Origin of the sequence: Prosthecobacter dejongeii (assembly GCF_014203045.1) — a bacterium.
In the GTDB taxonomy this organism is placed as follows: domain Bacteria; phylum Verrucomicrobiota; class Verrucomicrobiia; order Verrucomicrobiales; family Verrucomicrobiaceae; genus Prosthecobacter; species Prosthecobacter dejongeii.
Genome location: NZ_JACHIF010000002.1, coordinates 384,072 through 399,693, shown reverse-complemented (window position 1 = coordinate 399,693; position 15,622 = coordinate 384,072). Strand labels below are relative to the sequence as shown.

The following is a 15,622-nucleotide window of genomic DNA, read 5'->3' as shown; positions in this document are numbered from 1 at the left end:
AATCAAATGCCACTACCTACCTGTGCCGGAGGTAATGTTTTTCATGCGCTCCTCGATTTCAGGCAGCATTTGATCCCAGGTGAATCGCCAGCTCCAGAAGTCTCCCATTTTTCCAGGGGTGTTCATGCGGGACTCGCTGCCCAGGCCCAAGAGATCTTGCAGCGGAGCGATGGCCATGCGGGCTTGAGATCCCCACACGGCCTGGATGAAATCCCAGTTAAGCTGCGACCCATCCGTCTTGGTATAACCAAGGATGGTGCGACGCTCTGCCGCGATTTGTTCCGCCGAGCGCGTCGTGTCCTCCCCTTCCCCGCTGTTAAACAAGCCTAGGACGGTATCATTGTCATGCGTTCCCGTGTAAGCCACAGACTCATCGGGATAAAATTCAGGAATGTAATCTTCTGAAAGGCTATCTGCCCCAAAGGCAAACTGCATCACCTTCATGCCTGGAAAACCATGCCGTAGGCGCAGCTCAGTCACGTCTGGGGTGATGATTCCCAGATCCTCCGCAATGACAGGCACGTGATCTCCCATCTCGCCTTTCAAAGCCTCAAACAAAGCGTCTCCAGGAGCGCCGACCCACCGGCCATTCACCGCCGTCGGCTCTGCGGCTGGAATTTCCCAATAAGCGGCAAAGCCACGGAAATGGTCAATACGCACGATGTCCACCATCTCCAGAGTCTTGCGCAGGCGAGCTTTCCACCACGCAAAACCTTCCGCCTCGTGCGCGCTCCATTTATACAAAGGGTTTCCCCAGCGCTGTCCCGTAGCACTGAAGTAGTCAGGTGGCACGCCTGCCACCACGATGGGATTCCCCTGCTCATCCAGTTCAAAGAGATCTGGCCGGGCCCAAACGTCCGCGCTGTCATGAGCCGTGAAAATAGGGATGTCGCCGATGAGGCTGATGCCCAATTCCTGCGCGCGGGCATGCAATTTCTGCCACTGGCGGAAAAAGAAAAACTGCTGGGCCTTCACCTCTTCCAAAGCATCATCCAAACGCACCATGGCATCGTTGATGGCTTCGGGTTGGCGCATAGCCAGCTCGGGGGGCCATTCATTCCAGGGGCGACCACCGCACTCACCTTTGATGGCGATGAAAAGAGCATAGTCGTCCAACCACTCGGCTTCACGCTCGCAAAAGGCCTCAAAAGCCCGCGCTAGCAATGGGCTGGCTTCACACTGATGCAGGAATCTCTGGCAGGCGAGTTTGAGGAACGCCGTCCGCACCTCTTCCGTCGCAATAAAGTTCACTTTGTGGTCAGGGAAGGCCGGGATCATCGCCAAGTCTTGAGGTGTGAGGACCCCGTCATTGCGCAAAGAATCAAAACTGATCATGAGCGGATTCCCGGCAAAGCTCGATAGGCTTTGATACGGAGAAGCCCCAAATCCCGTCGGCCCCAGCGGCAGCATCTGCCAGAGCTTTTGCCCCATCCGATGCAGGGAATCCAGCCAACGATGCGCTTCAGGACCGATTTCACCAATGCCGAACCTCCCTGGAAGTGAGGTGGGATGCAGGAGGATACCACTGGAGCGCGGGATAGAAAACATGGCTGGAGGGATAAGACAGAGGAGGGTGAGTCAATCAACTCTAAGCACAAAGTGGGCCTGACTTACTTCTGGACCATGCCCTCGGCCGTGATGGTCTTCCACTCCAGGATTTCCGACTGAAAGGCCAGCTCACCCGTTGCTTTTTGCCACTTTTCACAAGCGCTGATAAGGATGCCGCAGATGGAACGCATGAAGGGCGGGTCACTGGTCACCGCAGGCTCCGTCTGTGAGTGATTCCAAAGCAGCGCCGCATCTCTTTTCAAATCATCGTGCAGGCTCATCAAGGCCTCCAAACGCACGATCTGAGACAGCTCATAGATCCATTTTCCCCGGTCCGTATTATACAGCCTCTCCATCTCCATGCACTCTCGGCGGAAGGCCAGGGCTGCCTGCGGATGGCCCGCCTCCTCACGGATCTCCGCCGCTCCGCGCAGGGCCCTGGGTAGCAACTGATCATTTCCCTGGCCTCGGGAAATCAAAATGGCCTCATCCGTTGCCCGGAAGGCATCCTGCGTACGCCCCGTTTTATTATAATGGCGGGCCACCTCGATCCATCGGCCCACCAAGCTGTAAAATTCAGCGCCCTGCTGGGAAGCGGAAATGCGAATGCTCTCCTCCAGCGCCTGAGCCGCAGCCCCATGGTCACCCTGCTTTGCCTTGATACGAGACAGAGTACGCAAAGCGAGCCCACGCGAGTGTGCCCCCGCCAAAGCGGCATCTTTCGAATACAAAGCCAGCAGCTTATTCGCCGTTGCCTCTGCCATTCCATATTCGCCCATGCCCAGTTGCAAATCTGCCAGGAAGAGCCAATTCGACGCCTGTTTTTGCAAATCGCCCAGGTTCTTTTGCATGAATTCTTCCACCAGAGCCTGCCCTTCTTTACCACGACCCTGGCGGGCAAGTTCACGCGCGTGATAACGCGCCACCTCAAAACGCTTGTCATCGTAGGCTGGCCCCAACGAGCGCCAGAGCTCTTCAATCTCATGATACTGCCGCAGGGCCTCAGGTTTATCCCCTGTATCTGAATAAGACCGTGCCATCAGCAATCTGGCCGCCAGCGTACGAGGGTCTGACTCACTGTATAGACCTGCCGATAGCTCATACATTTGACGGCATAGCGGCAGGGCGCTGCGGTAGTCCCCCATGGCCATAAAAATGGAGGTTAGCTGCTTGAGCAGTTCGATTTGCAATTCAGGCTCGCTCTGCAGATTTTCCACTTCCTTCACGCTCTCATTCACTGCAAGCCTGAGGGCCTCGGGATTCTTTCCCTTCGCCACAAACTCGCCAGCCTGACTCAGCAACTGGGTCAAAAATCCATTCAAAGCCTGGGCTTTCTTGGACTGAGATTCGGCCAAAGTTCGCAGCCGTTCCGCATTCGTGCGCGCCCTGGATTCTTGCATGAACGCGTAGGTGCTGACGGCGGCTAGGATGATCAGATTCACCCCAATGATGGAACCCAAAGCAAAGGCCGTGCGATTCCTGCGCACCAGTTTTTTAAACCGATACCAGTTTTCCGGTGGCCCAGCACTGACAGGCTCATCATCCAAGTGACGGCGCAAATCATCTGCTAGAGCATTGGCTGAGTCGTAGCGTTGCTCAGGGTTTTTCTCCAGAGATTTGAGGATGATCCAATTCAGATCCCCTTCCAAAGCCTCTGGTTGGCAGGGCGAATGTTTGCCAGCCGCCGACCTTTGTTTCGCGCGCAAGCTGGGGCGCAAAGGCTCCATCTCATAGATGCGCTGGAGCATCGCAGTGAGGGAAGTTTTCTTGTCGTGAGAGTCAGAATCCAGAGGTGCCACTCCTGTGAGCAGTTGGTAAAGGATGGCTCCTAGCGAGTACACGTCCACCCGCACGTCCACCACCTCAGCCCCCATGGCCGCCTGTTCCGGGGCCATGTATTCCGGTGTTCCCAGCACCATGCCCCGCATGGTGTAGGCGATGCTTTCCCCCGTCAGCCCGTCATCCGAAAGAGCCTTGGCGATGCCAAAATCAATGATCTTCACCACCGGCCCCGAATCGCCGTCAGCCACTAGAATATTCGAGGGTTTCAGATCCCGATGCAGCACCGCCCTTTGGTGAGCATGCTGCACCGCACGGCACACATCTAAAAATAGGGAGATTCGCTGGCGGGGGTCCAGACCTGCTTCCTCACAATAGGAAGTGATGGGCCGCCCATTGACAAGCTCCATCACGAAATAAGGCCGCCCCAAGGGCGTCGTTCCCGCATCTAAAACGACCGCGATATTCGGATGCGACATCCTTTCCAGGGCACGACGTTCAGCCCGGAAGCGCGAGAGCACGGCCAGGGAATCCATGCCTGGACGAATGACCTTGATGGCCACCGTCCGCCGAATGGGCAGGGTTTGATCCGCCTTCCACACGATGCCGAATCCCCCTTCGCCGATGCGTTTCAACAGCGTGTAGCAGCCGATGACATCCCCCTCTTGCTCCACCTGCGCGCCAGCCAGCAGGTCAAACGACTCCTCCAGGGCCAGATCCAGCATGGCCAGCGCATTGTGCGTGGGTGGGATCGGGCAGTCTAATGAGGTCGTAGCCTGGGGGTGAGCGTGACTCATAGCCGTTCAGCCGCTAGAAAACCTGCGATGGCGCCTCACGTCAAGACCAGACACAAAAGGCAAGCACACATCCCCCTCTAAACGAGGATGCAGTGGGGATTCAAACAAGAATACCGTCTCGCGAGTCCTAAAGCAGGCTAGAGGCCAGCTTTCTGCATGAGCAATTCCAGTTGCTGCTGAAACTGAGGCACATCGGCAGGCGGCGGCTGGTACCCCTGGGGGGAACCATTCAGTCCCAGACGCCCCATTTGATCTAGGAACCAGGAAGCCTGGACACCATCGCTAAAGATCACTTTACCGCTGATCAGCGCACCTGGAATGGCGATCTGGTCCGCACTCATTTGGATGCCAGCACCAGGGACCTGACCACCGACCTCCACGTCCAGGCCTTCCTGCCCAGCAGGCACTTCATCAGGTGGGACTGGAGTCGGGGCAGGTTTAATGACCTCCCGCGGCTTGTCTTTGATGCGCACGCCGACATCCAGCATCAGCAGGCGGGCATCCAGGTAGGTGAGGGTGATGCCAAACTCCGTTTTGAGGCGATCTTGGACCGCATTGAGATTGGCACCATCAGCCGCCCAGATTTCCACTTGGGCCAGTTGTTCGGGGGAAAGTTGTGACATGATTCTTCGTTAGGCAAATTAGCTCTTCATCGCACCCGTCACCACGGAGGCCAGCTTGGCAGCCTGATCACTCAGAGCTTTCACTTGCCCCTGAGTCATCGGCTTATCCTGCGGCACATCCATGAGTGGGAGCAGGGCCTGGAAACCTGCACGCAGGGCTTTGAGAGATTCATTGGCTTGCAGGCGGGGACTCAGGTGCTCCAGGCTGGCCAGGTAATATTCAGCGATGTCCTTGCGCATGAGACGCAGGGTTTTCTCAGGTGTGTAGTTGTCATGCACGCTACGAGTGGCGATCTCAAAAGCCCGCAGCCAGCCGCCCAAGCTCACCAGGTGGGCAATGTCCACATCCCGCAACTGCACCATTTCCGCCTCCACATCGGCCTGAGTCAGGGCCAATTCAGTGCGCAGCTTGTCCCACTGACCATCAATGCTGTGCTCAAACAAACTCTGAGTGTGGCGGTTCATGCGGCTGCCCGTTCCCAGAACCTTCGCATATTTGATCAAAGCACGCCCCACATCCTCCATCGCTTCCACCTTTTCACATTGGACGATGAGAAAGCCATCCGCGATCAGCGTGCCCAAGCCCAATGAGACCAGCACACGATCCGAAGGTGTCTGGCGAGAAATGGGCCTCTTCAGCGCATCGTAGGAGAGTTTGCCCAGGCCATCCAGCATCTCAAAAAGCTTGCGAATACTAGGGGTGGTAAATTGGTTCACGCCAAATTCCTCCCGCACGTGTTCATCGCCTAGCAGGTCATCTGGGATGGCCATGCGCTGTCCCTCCTGACCCGGAAGAGGGGGAACAGGGGGTTTAGGAGGAGACTCCGGGGCGGGTGTCTGTGCCCAGCCTCCCACCAAAGTGAGGGCAGTGAACACACCCACAAGGCAGGCGCGGGCAGAAAAAGAACGGACAAGAGACATGGCTATTGGAGATATACGTGGGCGCTACACCTATTTCCAGCGATTGCTAGACCTTGTTTTCAAACGGGGTGGGATTCCATTTTCCCCAGGAAAGCCCCATCTTCTCCTTTCCTCCCGGCTTTTTACCCGTATTCTCAGCCCCCCTATGATCAAAGTCGGTCTCGTCTCCCTCGGTTGCGCCAAGAACCTCATTGACTCCGAAATCATGGTCGGCCACCTCCAGCAGGCAGGCATGACCATGACCCCGGAGGCTGACCTGGCCGATGTTCTCATCATCAATACCTGCTCCTTCATTGACATGGCCAAGAAGGAAAGCGTGGGTGCCATCCATGAAGCTGTGGATGCACGTGAAGAGCAGCAGGCGCGCAAGAAGCAAAAGATCATCGTCGCAGGCTGCCTTTCCCAACGCTTCCGTGAAGAGCTGCCGACGCTGATGCCAGACGTAGATGCCTTCATCGGCCTGGACCAGATCACTCAAGTGGCCCCCATCATCCAACGTCTCATGGGCCAGGAGCAGCAGGAAAACCACGTGACGAAGGGCCCGCAATACATCCCAGATTACGACACGCCTCGCTTCCGTCTCACGCCCAAACATTTCGCCTACATCAAGATCGCTGAAGGCTGCAATCACACCTGCTCCTTCTGCATCATCCCCCGCATCCGTGGCCGTCATCGCAGCCGCACTCAGGAAAGCGTGGTCAAGGAAGCCCGTCAGCTCATCGAAAGCGGCGTGAAGGAGATCAACCTCATCTCTCAGGACACCACCTACTTTGGCATGGACAAGTGGGAGGGCGAACGCCCTAAACCCCGCAGCGAAGTGGACTCCACCAAAGGCCATTCCCTTTCCACCCTCATCCGCGAGATCAATGCCATCCCGGGAGATTTCTGGATTCGCCTGCTTTACACGCACCCTGCGCACTGGAGCGACGACCTCATTTCCGCCATTGCGGAAAGTCCCAAAGTGGCCCGCTACATTGACATGCCGCTGCAGCACATCAGCGACAATATGCTGAGCCTGATGAAGCGTGAGACCGACGGTGCGTACATCCGCAACCTCATCAAGCGCATCCGCGCAGGCATCCCGGACATCGCCATCCGCACCACCTTTATCGTCGGTTTCCCCGGAGAGACTGAGGCTGATTTCAACGAGCTCATCCAATTCATTGAAGACGAAAAATTCGAGCGTGCCGGCGTCTTCAATTACTCTCGTGAAGAAGATACCCGCGCCGCCAAAATGGACGGCCAGATCCATCACATGACCCGCAAAGCCCGCTGGAATGAAGCCATGCGTGCCATCCAGCGGAGTGTCGAACAGGTGAACCGCCAGCAAGTCGGCCGCACCCTTCGCGTTCTTGTCGAGGAACCCGGCGTGGCCCGCAGTGAAATGGATGCCCCGGACATTGATACCACCGTCTTTGTGGATAAAAAGCTCCCCGTCGGCAGCTTCGCCGATGTCACTATCAAAGACTGGCGCGGTTACGATCTCGTGGCGGGCTGAAGTTACGACGAATCAAAATTAACGGCGGAATCTGCCAAAAAGCAGCTTAAAAAGAGGTTGGGTAAAGGTCTGGAGATCAACAGTCTCCATCTTTTACCAGACCTCTTTTTTTGTTAAAGCCTTGCGTTTTATCTATCGCTTTAAAACGAGCGCCTCCTGCGGAAGACAATCGCCGTCATCGCCAGGCCTAACAAGAAGGCTCTTCCAGGTTCAGGAACCATCACGTAAACAATCCCGTCGGTGAAAAACTGGGACGTGTTCCAAAGGCCATTGGTCAGGGTGGGAAGAATCAGGAAATCATTCTCATTGGTGGAACCCGTAAAGTTGCTGAATCCCCAGTCGAAAAGATTGAAGACATCCCCCGCGACAGGTTCATAACCACTGGCCAGTTCCACTTGGAATTTCATCCCCAAATCCACCGTCAACGTGTTCGTGATGCGGATCTGATCATGCGCGCCGATTAAGCCTGTCGTGACGGTTTGGATACCGTTCGATAGATCGTCCGAAAGCAGGATGGCATTGAGTGTCGCGCCATTCAGCGTCAGCAACCCACCAATATTGGACGTCAGTGGATTTGCATCATCCTGAAGACGTAGCCCACCCGCTGCGGTGAAAGTAAGGAAGCCCGTGCCCGCACCCGCCGCATCGCCAGGGCGGATCATGCCGCCATTCACCAATGTGTAGCCACCCACCGTGCCAGAGCCTGCGAGAATCCCATCCGTCATCAAGTCCACATCCCCACTGCCGATGCTGCCGCTGCCAGCAGTGCCGACTTGCAAGGTACCGCCATAAACATGGGTTTTGCTGGTGTAGGTATTCACTCCATTGAGCACCAAGGTGCCGGCACCGATCTTGGTCAAATCCGCCGTGGCCGTGGAGCTTGAGACCACCGCATTGACGATGATGTCGCCACTGCCGCCCACTCGTGAGGCCGTGGCTAGATTGATAGACGAAAGATTGGCCACTGCGGTATTCGTGCCTGTTCCATTCACCGTCACGGTAGGCGCGGTGGTGTAGCCAGACCCAGGGTTGTTCACAGCCACCTCAATAGCGTAGTTGTTCGTGTTGGTGGTGATCGTGGCAGGCACTTCCGTCACCCCGGGGGCATCCGCAATGCTCACGTTGAAAGCCGTGTTTGAAAAACCACTGCCCATGTTGAGAATCTCCACCCCAGTGACAGTGCCGCCCGTCAATACCACCTTCGCATACGCCCCAGTGCCACCCCCACCAGAGATGCCGAGTACCGAATAACCATTCGTTCCAGTGGTATAACCACTGCCTCCGTTCGTGACGGTAAAACTCTGCGCCGTCAGGCCCAAAGTTCCTACAGCGGCCGCTCCGCTACCGCCACCACCGGCGATGCTCACCGTCACGGCAGCCCCACTGTTTCCACTTGAACTTGTCATGGTGATGGAGGCGATACCGTTGTTGATCACCGCCGGTGTGCTGCTGTTGTTCACCAAAGCCCCCTGATCGGCAAACCCTTTGCCATTGAGGGTGATAACCTCATTGATATTGGTCTGACCATTCAAGTCCAGAGTCCCCGCAGCCGCAGCATTGACGCTCGGTAAACTGGAGGCATCCGAAGTCACCGTGCGGGTCAAGCCTGCCGATACGACCGTGCCGCCATTGTTCCCTGCGGTGGTAAAACCACCACTGCCCAGCGCGGTCGAGTTGCCGATTTTCAGCACACCATCATACACCGTCGTAACACCCGCATGAACGTTAGGCGCATTCAGTGACCAGGTGCCCGTGCCAGCTTTCACCACTTCTGTTTTGATGGAGTTAGCGATGGTCGGTGTGGTGACGACGGTACCTGTGGCGAGGCTGCCATTGATCACCCCATTCCCCGCACCCAGCATCCATAGACTGGATCTGGCTGCGCCAACACTGGAAGTAACACGGCCATTAAAGGTCGCAGTTTCGCCAGCCACCGTGTTTTCCAAAATACCGCCGCCCCAGATGTTATGCGCGGCCAGTGATGTGCCCGCCACAGCGGATAGACCGTTGCTGAGGTTGATGGAGCGATTGGTTATCCCGGAGCCCGCGTTGCCGACCACGCCTGTTTTAGAATTGACCTCGTTGGTGAGTTGCAGCGTCGCCAGGCTGACCGTGTTTGAATACGATTGGCCTAGGCCAATGTTAGACCCTTTGCCGATCGAAGAATTCACTCCCGTATTGGCAATATTATTGGTGCTGAGAATGCCTGCCGCAGCCCGGGCCTCAGCAGTGAAACTGTTGTTAGAATTCAGCAGCTTTAAGGTGCCGCCATTGGTACGATATGCCCCGCCCGTGTTCGACAGTTCCCCCAGGAAAGTCACGCTCCCACTCGTGACGTAAAACGTGCCTGCGCCCGTCGCATTGCCGCCGAAGATCAGCGTTCTGCTTGAACTGTTGACGGATCGGTTTCCGCTCGCTGTGAGAGCAAAGTCAAAATCAATGCGCTGGTCGTTGCTGCTATTGTTGGCAATGATGGCCAGAGGGCTTGATCCAGTCGGCCAGGAAACTTGGTTACCCGTTAAAGTATAGGCTCCGGCTCCCGCCAGAAAGGTGATGCTGCCCAGGGAATATCCCGCATTAAAATTGTTGTTCGAAATACCTCCCGCACTGTTGGCAAACTGCAGGACCAAGTTGCCACCCGAAATATTATACGGCGTCACACTTCCCGTGGCATTCACCCAGTTAGCCCCTTCCGTGGGCGAAGTGGACCAATTCGTTCCATTGGTGGGCGTCCAGACGGCCTCATTGGCCGCAAAGACCGATGAAAAAACGCAAACGCAAGCGAGGCAAATGAACGCACGAAGCCCGTGCAAAAGGGGGGACTGCATAGGTTGGGGGGGGGGGTCATCTAAGCAGTCAGCCCGCAAACCGCAATGAGCAGAACCTTTAATTGTGGCACCTCCCAAAGAAGTCCCCTCACCTTTTTTCAAAGGAGTACACGCCTTCTCAGACAGATAGAAATTTGACCAACGTCTAGCTTGCTGCCCTGAATTTAGAACAGGCTTTGTCCCGAAAGCCACTCTCTCACCGAATAACGTGGCCTAACCAGGGGGCTCAGGATTCATCATGCCTGCACAAGCCATGTCTGATCCAACCCTTTCCGGTGAATCCACGCACTCGCTCTACTCACCCTCCAACAAAGCTCTTCGAGCCCCCGCCCAAGGCGCAGCCCTCTCAATATCTTCCCCCTGGTTGCGTGTCTGGAAGAAAATCGGTGGTGGTTCGCTCACCTTAAGCCTCGCCATCCACATTGTTCTATTATTGGCGGCAGGGTTGGTCGTCGTCGTTACCCAAAGCGTGGAACCGCAGGTGGATTTCCTTCCTGGAGGCGGCACCCGGCTAGGCGCTGAAGCTTCGAACGAAGTCAAACACCAGATGCAGCAGAAAAAGCGGTCGTCCCTCAACAAACCCCGGCCGATGCAGAGACTTGTCACCACCTCCATAGACGCCACCCTTTCCCTACCCGAAGCTCCGCTGGAACTCCTAGACCTGCCAGATGCCAGTGCCATGATCGGCGCCAGCAAGTTGGGCAGCAGTGGCTTTGGTAAAGCCGGAGGCGGCGGGGGGTTCAACTCCGCCTTTGGCTCTGGAGCTGTCCAGGGATTTGTCGGCATGACTTTTTTTGGCAAACTTGGCGGCGAGGGCATGCCCGGCACCTTTTACGACCTGAAGCAGAACCGGGATCGCAAGACCACGGGTTACACGGATTCGGAAGCGGCTTACGCAGCCATCATCAACAATGCGGCTAACAAAAAGTTCGCTGACACAACGATGAAGGATTTTTATCAAGCTAGCCAGCAGATGAATTTTACCTTTTTGGCCATCCCCAACATGTCTGCCAATGAAGGCCCCAAATCCTTTGCCGTGGAAAAGGAAGTGGAGCCGAGAGCTTGGTTCGTTCACTACACCAGCACCATCGAAGTCCCCGAGCCGGGGGACTACCGTTTCGTCGGTTTTTTTGACGATGCCCTTCTCGTTTACATCAATAACCGCCCTGTGCTGGATGCCTCCTGGTATCCCATCCATGACCATGGTGAAAAGCGCCGAGATACGGAAATCCGCCAGGACTTCGGCGGCCCCATGGTGGCCCCCAATCGCCATGCCTATGCCGGGCGTTGGTTTAAATTCAACAGCCCTGCCCGCATTGACATCGTCGTGGGGGAACGCCCTGGAGGTCGTGTGGGCGGGGTGCTCCTTATCCAAAACAAAAAGCAGCGTTATGAGCTCCGGGCAGACGGCACGCCCATCTTGCCAGTGTTTGCCATGAGCAAGCCTGAGATGGCGGATATGAAGCGGCTAACGGAATTCAAAAACGGCGAAGTCCCCTTTGAGATCGCCACCGTCATCCCCGTCTTCAAAATTCGCAAATCCCCCTTCGACTGAGTTTTGCCCAGGCGCACGAGACGACTTTCGGCGGCTTCGCAGTTGCCCTAGCGGTCATCCCGCTGCATGGAGAGGGTTCGTCTTTCTTCCTGCCATGCCCACACTCTCTATCCAGCCTCGCGCACGCATTTTCCACGGTCATGTTTGGGTGTATGCCACCGAGATCAAAGGCCGCTTTGGCGAGCCTAAACCCGGAGATGTGGTGCAGTTGCAGGACGCACGCGGCAAGCCCATGGGCAGTGCCATCTACAATCCACAATCGCAGATCAGTGCGCGGCTTTTCTCTTATCGCCGTCAGGATTTGGATCTGGATTTCTTCACACGCCGCATCGAGCGCGCCCTGAAAGCCCGCACCGATGCCGGGGTAGATACCAGCCTTTGCCGCGTCGTGTGGAGTGAATCCGATGGCCTGCCAGGGGTGGTGGTGGACCGTTATGGTGATTACCTCGTCCTTCAAACGCTGACCTTGGCCATGGCCATGCGCCAGGATCTCATCATCCAGGCCCTGGTGCAGATTTTCTCCCCCAAGGGCATCATCCAGCGCAATGAAGGTGGCGTGCGCAAGGCAGAAGGGCTGGAGCAAATCAAAGGCGTGGTCTATGGCGAAACCCCTGAACCTTTTGTGGTTCGACATGAAGGCAGCGCATTTCACGCCGATCTCATCGAAGGTCAAAAAACGGGCTTGTATCTCGACCAGCTCGACAACTACCAGCACGCCGCCAAGCTGGCCAAGGGACGACGCGTTCTGGATTGCTTCAGCAATCAGGGAGGCTTTGCCCAAGCCTGTGCCCTGGCAGGAGCGGCCGAAGTCACTGCCGTGGACATCAGCGAAAGCGCCACCGAGCTGGCCAAAAAGAACGCTGAAATTTCCGGAGCCAAGGTCACTTTCATCGCCGCGAACTGCTTCGATTTTCTCAAGCAGCAGGAATCCAGCGGCGCGACTTACGACCTCATCATTCTCGATCCCCCTTCATTCACCAAGACTAAGGCCAATGTGAAGGACGCCATGCGGGGATATAAAGAGATCCATCTGCGCGCATTGAAAATGCTGCAACCTGGCGGCATCATGGCCACCTACAGTTGCAGCCACCACGTCAGCACCGGCGAGTTTCATTCCAGCATCGAAGATGCTGCCGTGGATGCTCGCAAGACCCTGCGCCGCGTGGCGATGTACAGCCAGCGCCCAGATCATCCCATCCTCGCCACCATCCCCGAGACGGAATACCTCGTCGGTTACGCCTACGAAGTCGTGGCAGCCTGGTGAGGCCCAAAGTCTAACTTCAAGTTTCGCCCCCTTCCCGATGGGGGGCTAGGCCAAAATATCCTTCACCACATGGCCGTGGACATCCGTGAGGCGGAAGTCACGGCCTGCATAACGATAGGTGAGCTTTTCGTGATCTAGCCCGAGGATGTGCAGGATGGTCGCGTGAAAGTCATGGATGTGAACCTTGTTCTCTGTGGCGAAGTAACCGTAATCATCCGTGGCTCCGTATGCGATGCCGCCTTTCACCCCGCCGCCTGCCATCCACATGGTAAAGCCTTCAGGATTGTGGTCCCGCCCATCTCCGCCCTGCGCCACAGGCGTGCGGCCAAATTCACCACCCCAGACCACAAGGGTATCTTCCAGCAGACCGCGTGACTTCAGATCATGCAGCAGGCCGGCGATGGGTTTATCCACCTCTGCTGCATTCTTGGTGTGGCCTTTGATCAAATCACCGTGCTGATCCCACTGAACATTGGCATCACTATGCGTCACCTGGATGAAGCGCACGCCACGCTCTGCAAAACGCCGTGCCATCAGACACTGGCGGCCAAAGTTTTGCGTCACGGGATCGTCTAGGCCATAGAGCTTCCTCGTAGCTTCCGTTTCGCCCCCGATATCCTGCAATTCCGGCATGGCCGACTGCATGCGAAAGGCGAGCTCGAAGGAATTGATCCGAGCTTCCAGATCGGCATTCTCCCCCGTCGTGCCCAGATGCTGCCGGTTCATTTTACTCGCCAGGTCTAACTGCAAACGTTGTAACTCTGGCACCTTCAGAGGGCTATGAATGTGCCGTACCACAGCTTGAGCCGCCGGCACGCTCGCATTCCCCATCGGCGTGCCTTGGGCCCAGGCGGGTAGGAAAGCGGAGCCCCAGTTATTGACCCCGCCATGCGCCAGTGTGGGGCAGATGGTGACGAAGCCAGGCAAGTCCGAGTTTTCGGTGCCTAGGCCATAACTCACCCAGGCTCCCAGGCTCGGGCGAACGAAGGTATCACTGCCCGTGTGCAGCTTCAGCAAAGCGCCACCGTGAGCCGGATTCGTCCCATGCAGCGAGCGCATGATGCAGAGGTCATCCACACACTTGGCCACATGCGGAAAAAGATCACTCACTGGCAGGCCGCTCTCACCGTAGTTTTTGAACTTCCATGGCGATTTCAGCAGTGTGCTCGTCTTCGCAAAGGTCACGCGAGGCAGTGCAAATGGCAGCGGCTTTCCATGATCACGGTCTAACAAAGGTTTCGGATCAAAGGTGTCCACATGGGAAGGCCCGCCCTTCATGAAGAGAAAGATCACCCTCTTAGCTCGCGCTGGGAAATGCGGCTTTTTGGCCGCCAGCGGATTCTCCGTTTCCGTGGCACTCAGCAGTCCACGCAGGGCGAGTGCACCGAATCCAGCAGCGGAACGCTGAAGCAACAGACGGCGATTCAAGCGATTTTCAAAAGCGGGGGCCATGATAGCAACTTACGGCCCAGGCCAGGCCACTCTATCCACCCCAGCCCTCAAGACTTCCATTTGAGCACAGGACAATGTCTTGCCATCATCAAAGTATGCCCTCCCTCACACATCTGGACGATGCTGGAAAAGCCAGCATGGTCGATATCTCTGACAAACAGCCCTGCCTGCGTGAAGCCGTGGCTCAAGGGAAGATCCTCCTGCATCCCGAGACCCTGCGTCTCATCCAGGAAAATGGTCACAAAAAGGGAGATGTCCTCGCCGTGGCGCGCATCGCAGCCATCCAGGCAGCCAAGCAAACGCAACACCTCATCCCCCTCTGCCATCAGATTCCTCTGAGCAAAGTGGCCGTGGATTTTGATCTGCAAACAGAGGCTGTTCAAATCCTGGCCACAGTGAAAACCACTGCTGCCACCGGGGTAGAAATGGAGGCCCTCACAGCGGTCAGCATCGCCGCCCTGACTATTTATGACATGTGTAAGGCCGTGGACAAATCCATGCAGATCACCGATATCGGCCTGGTTTCCAAAACCAAAACTCCCCTCCCCTAAAGCGCTCCCATGTCCACTCTCCCCGTCGGCATCATCACTGTCTCAGATCGCGCCAGCCAAGGCGTCTATGAAGATCTCGGTGGCCCCGCTCTGCGCCGAGCCGCGGAGGGCTACGGCTGGCAGGTCATCGGCGAAGTCATTGTGCCAGACAACCTCGAACGCATCCAGTCGGCCATTCGCTCACTCAATGCCCAAGGCTGCGGGCTCATCCTCACCACCGGCGGCACAGGAGTGGATGTGCGGGACGTCACCCCGGAAGCCATCCGCGGCATCATGCGGGTAGAGATTCCTGGCTTTGGTGAATTGATGCGCATGCGCTCCGTTGAGATCACACCGAATGCGATTCTGAGCCGCAGCCTCGCGGCGATTGTGGATCGCGCCCTCGTGATCGCCCTGCCTGGGAAACCCCAGGGCGCGGTCGAATGCCTCAGCTTCGTGTTAGGCGCCATTCCCCACGCGGTCAAACTGGCCCAGCGGGTTCCTACCAGTTGTTAGCCTTCACGGAATGTCCTTCACCAGGACTCTGCGCCGTATTTTTGAGATTCACCGTCTGCGCCACCAGGGGCAGTGGAGTGGGGCCATAGGCAACAGCCATGAGGAACAGCATTTTCAAAGGCATCACGTAGCGAATTTTCATCTGAGTAACGGTTCAAAACTGACAAGTCATCTCATCATGGCTGACAACCTAAACGGGTGCTTTTGAACACACGCCTCAGGATTAATCATCCATTAAATAAGAATTAACTTTATCATCAAACCAAAAGTCTGATGCCTACGCAAGACCATTTCAGCATCCTTGATTCGAA

General features: G+C 56.5%; 12 protein-coding genes. 5 read left to right on the top strand and 7 right to left on the bottom strand.

Annotated features, from left to right (window positions below; translation table 11 throughout):
- Nucleotides 1–12 precede the first annotated feature (12 nt).
- From malQ to HNQ64_RS06820, 4 genes are all read right to left on the bottom strand, one after another.
- The gene (gene malQ, locus HNQ64_RS06835; RefSeq protein WP_184206809.1) at nucleotides 13–1,548 is read right to left on the bottom strand and encodes a 4-alpha-glucanotransferase; all 1,536 of its coding nucleotides are present in this window, start codon (nucleotides 1,546–1,548) and stop codon (nucleotides 13–15) included.
- Between the two features lie 62 nt (nucleotides 1,549–1,610).
- Nucleotides 1,611–4,124, bottom strand: a complete 2,514-nt coding sequence (locus HNQ64_RS06830) for a serine/threonine-protein kinase (RefSeq protein WP_184206807.1) — start codon at nucleotides 4,122–4,124, stop codon at nucleotides 1,611–1,613.
- 137 nt (nucleotides 4,125–4,261) lie between these two features.
- A complete protein-coding gene (locus HNQ64_RS06825; RefSeq protein ID WP_184206805.1) occupies nucleotides 4,262–4,747 on the bottom strand; it encodes a hypothetical protein in 486 nt (161 codons plus the stop codon).
- Nucleotides 4,748–4,765: 18 nt separating this feature from the next.
- Nucleotides 4,766–5,668: a hypothetical protein gene (locus HNQ64_RS06820; protein WP_184206803.1), complete on the bottom strand. Its 903-nt coding sequence runs from the start codon at nucleotides 5,666–5,668 to the stop codon at nucleotides 4,766–4,768.
- Between the two features lie 145 nt (nucleotides 5,669–5,813).
- Between HNQ64_RS06820 and rimO the strand changes: the two genes are divergently transcribed.
- On the top strand, nucleotides 5,814–7,166 hold the full coding sequence (rimO, locus tag HNQ64_RS06815; protein ID WP_184206801.1) for a 30S ribosomal protein S12 methylthiotransferase RimO: 1,353 nt from the start codon (nucleotides 5,814–5,816) through the stop codon (nucleotides 7,164–7,166).
- 140 nt (nucleotides 7,167–7,306) lie between these two features.
- Here rimO and HNQ64_RS06810 read toward each other — a convergent pair whose 3' ends face one another.
- Nucleotides 7,307–9,994 carry an autotransporter-associated beta strand repeat-containing protein gene (locus HNQ64_RS06810; protein WP_184206792.1) on the bottom strand — a complete coding sequence of 896 codons (2,688 nt, stop codon included), beginning with the start codon at nucleotides 9,992–9,994 and terminating at the stop codon, nucleotides 7,307–7,309.
- A 253-nt stretch (nucleotides 9,995–10,247) separates the two neighbouring features.
- Between HNQ64_RS06810 and HNQ64_RS06805 the strand changes: the two genes are divergently transcribed.
- Complete coding sequence (locus HNQ64_RS06805) at nucleotides 10,248–11,549, top strand: hypothetical protein (RefSeq protein WP_246430963.1); 1,302 nt, start codon at nucleotides 10,248–10,250, stop codon at nucleotides 11,547–11,549.
- A gap of 94 nt (nucleotides 11,550–11,643) precedes the next feature.
- Nucleotides 11,644–12,813 carry a class I SAM-dependent rRNA methyltransferase gene (locus tag HNQ64_RS06800; RefSeq protein ID WP_184206790.1) on the top strand — a complete coding sequence of 390 codons (1,170 nt, stop codon included), beginning with the start codon at nucleotides 11,644–11,646 and terminating at the stop codon, nucleotides 12,811–12,813.
- 45 nt (nucleotides 12,814–12,858) lie between these two features.
- Here the strand turns inward: HNQ64_RS06800 and HNQ64_RS06795 are convergent, their stop codons facing one another.
- The gene (locus tag HNQ64_RS06795; protein ID WP_184206788.1) at nucleotides 12,859–14,265 is read right to left on the bottom strand and encodes a DUF1501 domain-containing protein; all 1,407 of its coding nucleotides are present in this window, start codon (nucleotides 14,263–14,265) and stop codon (nucleotides 12,859–12,861) included.
- Between the two features lie 95 nt (nucleotides 14,266–14,360).
- On the opposite strand from HNQ64_RS06795, the gene moaC reads away from it, so the two are divergent.
- Nucleotides 14,361–14,816: a cyclic pyranopterin monophosphate synthase MoaC gene (gene moaC / locus HNQ64_RS06790; protein ID WP_184206786.1), complete on the top strand. Its 456-nt coding sequence runs from the start codon at nucleotides 14,361–14,363 to the stop codon at nucleotides 14,814–14,816.
- Nucleotides 14,817–14,825: 9 nt separating this feature from the next.
- Nucleotides 14,826–15,311 (top strand): MogA/MoaB family molybdenum cofactor biosynthesis protein, encoded by a 486-nt coding sequence (locus HNQ64_RS06785; RefSeq protein ID WP_184206784.1) that lies wholly within the window; start codon nucleotides 14,826–14,828, stop codon nucleotides 15,309–15,311.
- Here HNQ64_RS06785 and HNQ64_RS06780 read toward each other — a convergent pair.
- Nucleotides 15,298–15,453 carry a hypothetical protein gene (locus tag HNQ64_RS06780; protein WP_184206782.1) on the bottom strand — a complete coding sequence of 52 codons (156 nt, stop codon included), beginning with the start codon at nucleotides 15,451–15,453 and terminating at the stop codon, nucleotides 15,298–15,300. The genes HNQ64_RS06785 and HNQ64_RS06780 overlap by 14 nt on opposite strands.
- Between the last annotated feature and the right edge of the window lie 169 nt (nucleotides 15,454–15,622).

Coding starts and splice junctions, on each gene's coding strand:
- HNQ64_RS06795 (WP_184206788.1), bottom strand. CDS start 14,265: ATGGCCCCCGCTTTTGAAAATCGCTTGAATCGCCGTCTGTTGCTTCAG.
- HNQ64_RS06800 (WP_184206790.1), top strand. CDS start 11,644: ATGCCCACACTCTCTATCCAGCCTCGCGCACGCATTTTCCACGGTCAT.
- HNQ64_RS06810 (WP_184206792.1), bottom strand. CDS start 9,994: ATGCAGTCCCCCCTTTTGCACGGGCTTCGTGCGTTCATTTGCCTCGCT.
- rimO (WP_184206801.1), top strand. CDS start 5,814: ATGATCAAAGTCGGTCTCGTCTCCCTCGGTTGCGCCAAGAACCTCATT.
- moaC (WP_184206786.1), top strand. CDS start 14,361: ATGCCCTCCCTCACACATCTGGACGATGCTGGAAAAGCCAGCATGGTC.
- HNQ64_RS06825 (WP_184206805.1), bottom strand. CDS start 4,747: ATGTCACAACTTTCCCCCGAACAACTGGCCCAAGTGGAAATCTGGGCG.
- malQ (WP_184206809.1), bottom strand. CDS start 1,548: ATGTTTTCTATCCCGCGCTCCAGTGGTATCCTCCTGCATCCCACCTCA.
- HNQ64_RS06780 (WP_184206782.1), bottom strand. CDS start 15,453: ATGAAAATTCGCTACGTGATGCCTTTGAAAATGCTGTTCCTCATGGCT.
- HNQ64_RS06785 (WP_184206784.1), top strand. CDS start 14,826: ATGTCCACTCTCCCCGTCGGCATCATCACTGTCTCAGATCGCGCCAGC.
- HNQ64_RS06820 (WP_184206803.1), bottom strand. CDS start 5,668: ATGTCTCTTGTCCGTTCTTTTTCTGCCCGCGCCTGCCTTGTGGGTGTG.
- HNQ64_RS06805 (WP_246430963.1), top strand. CDS start 10,248: ATGTCTGATCCAACCCTTTCCGGTGAATCCACGCACTCGCTCTACTCA.
- HNQ64_RS06830 (WP_184206807.1), bottom strand. CDS start 4,124: ATGAGTCACGCTCACCCCCAGGCTACGACCTCATTAGACTGCCCGATC.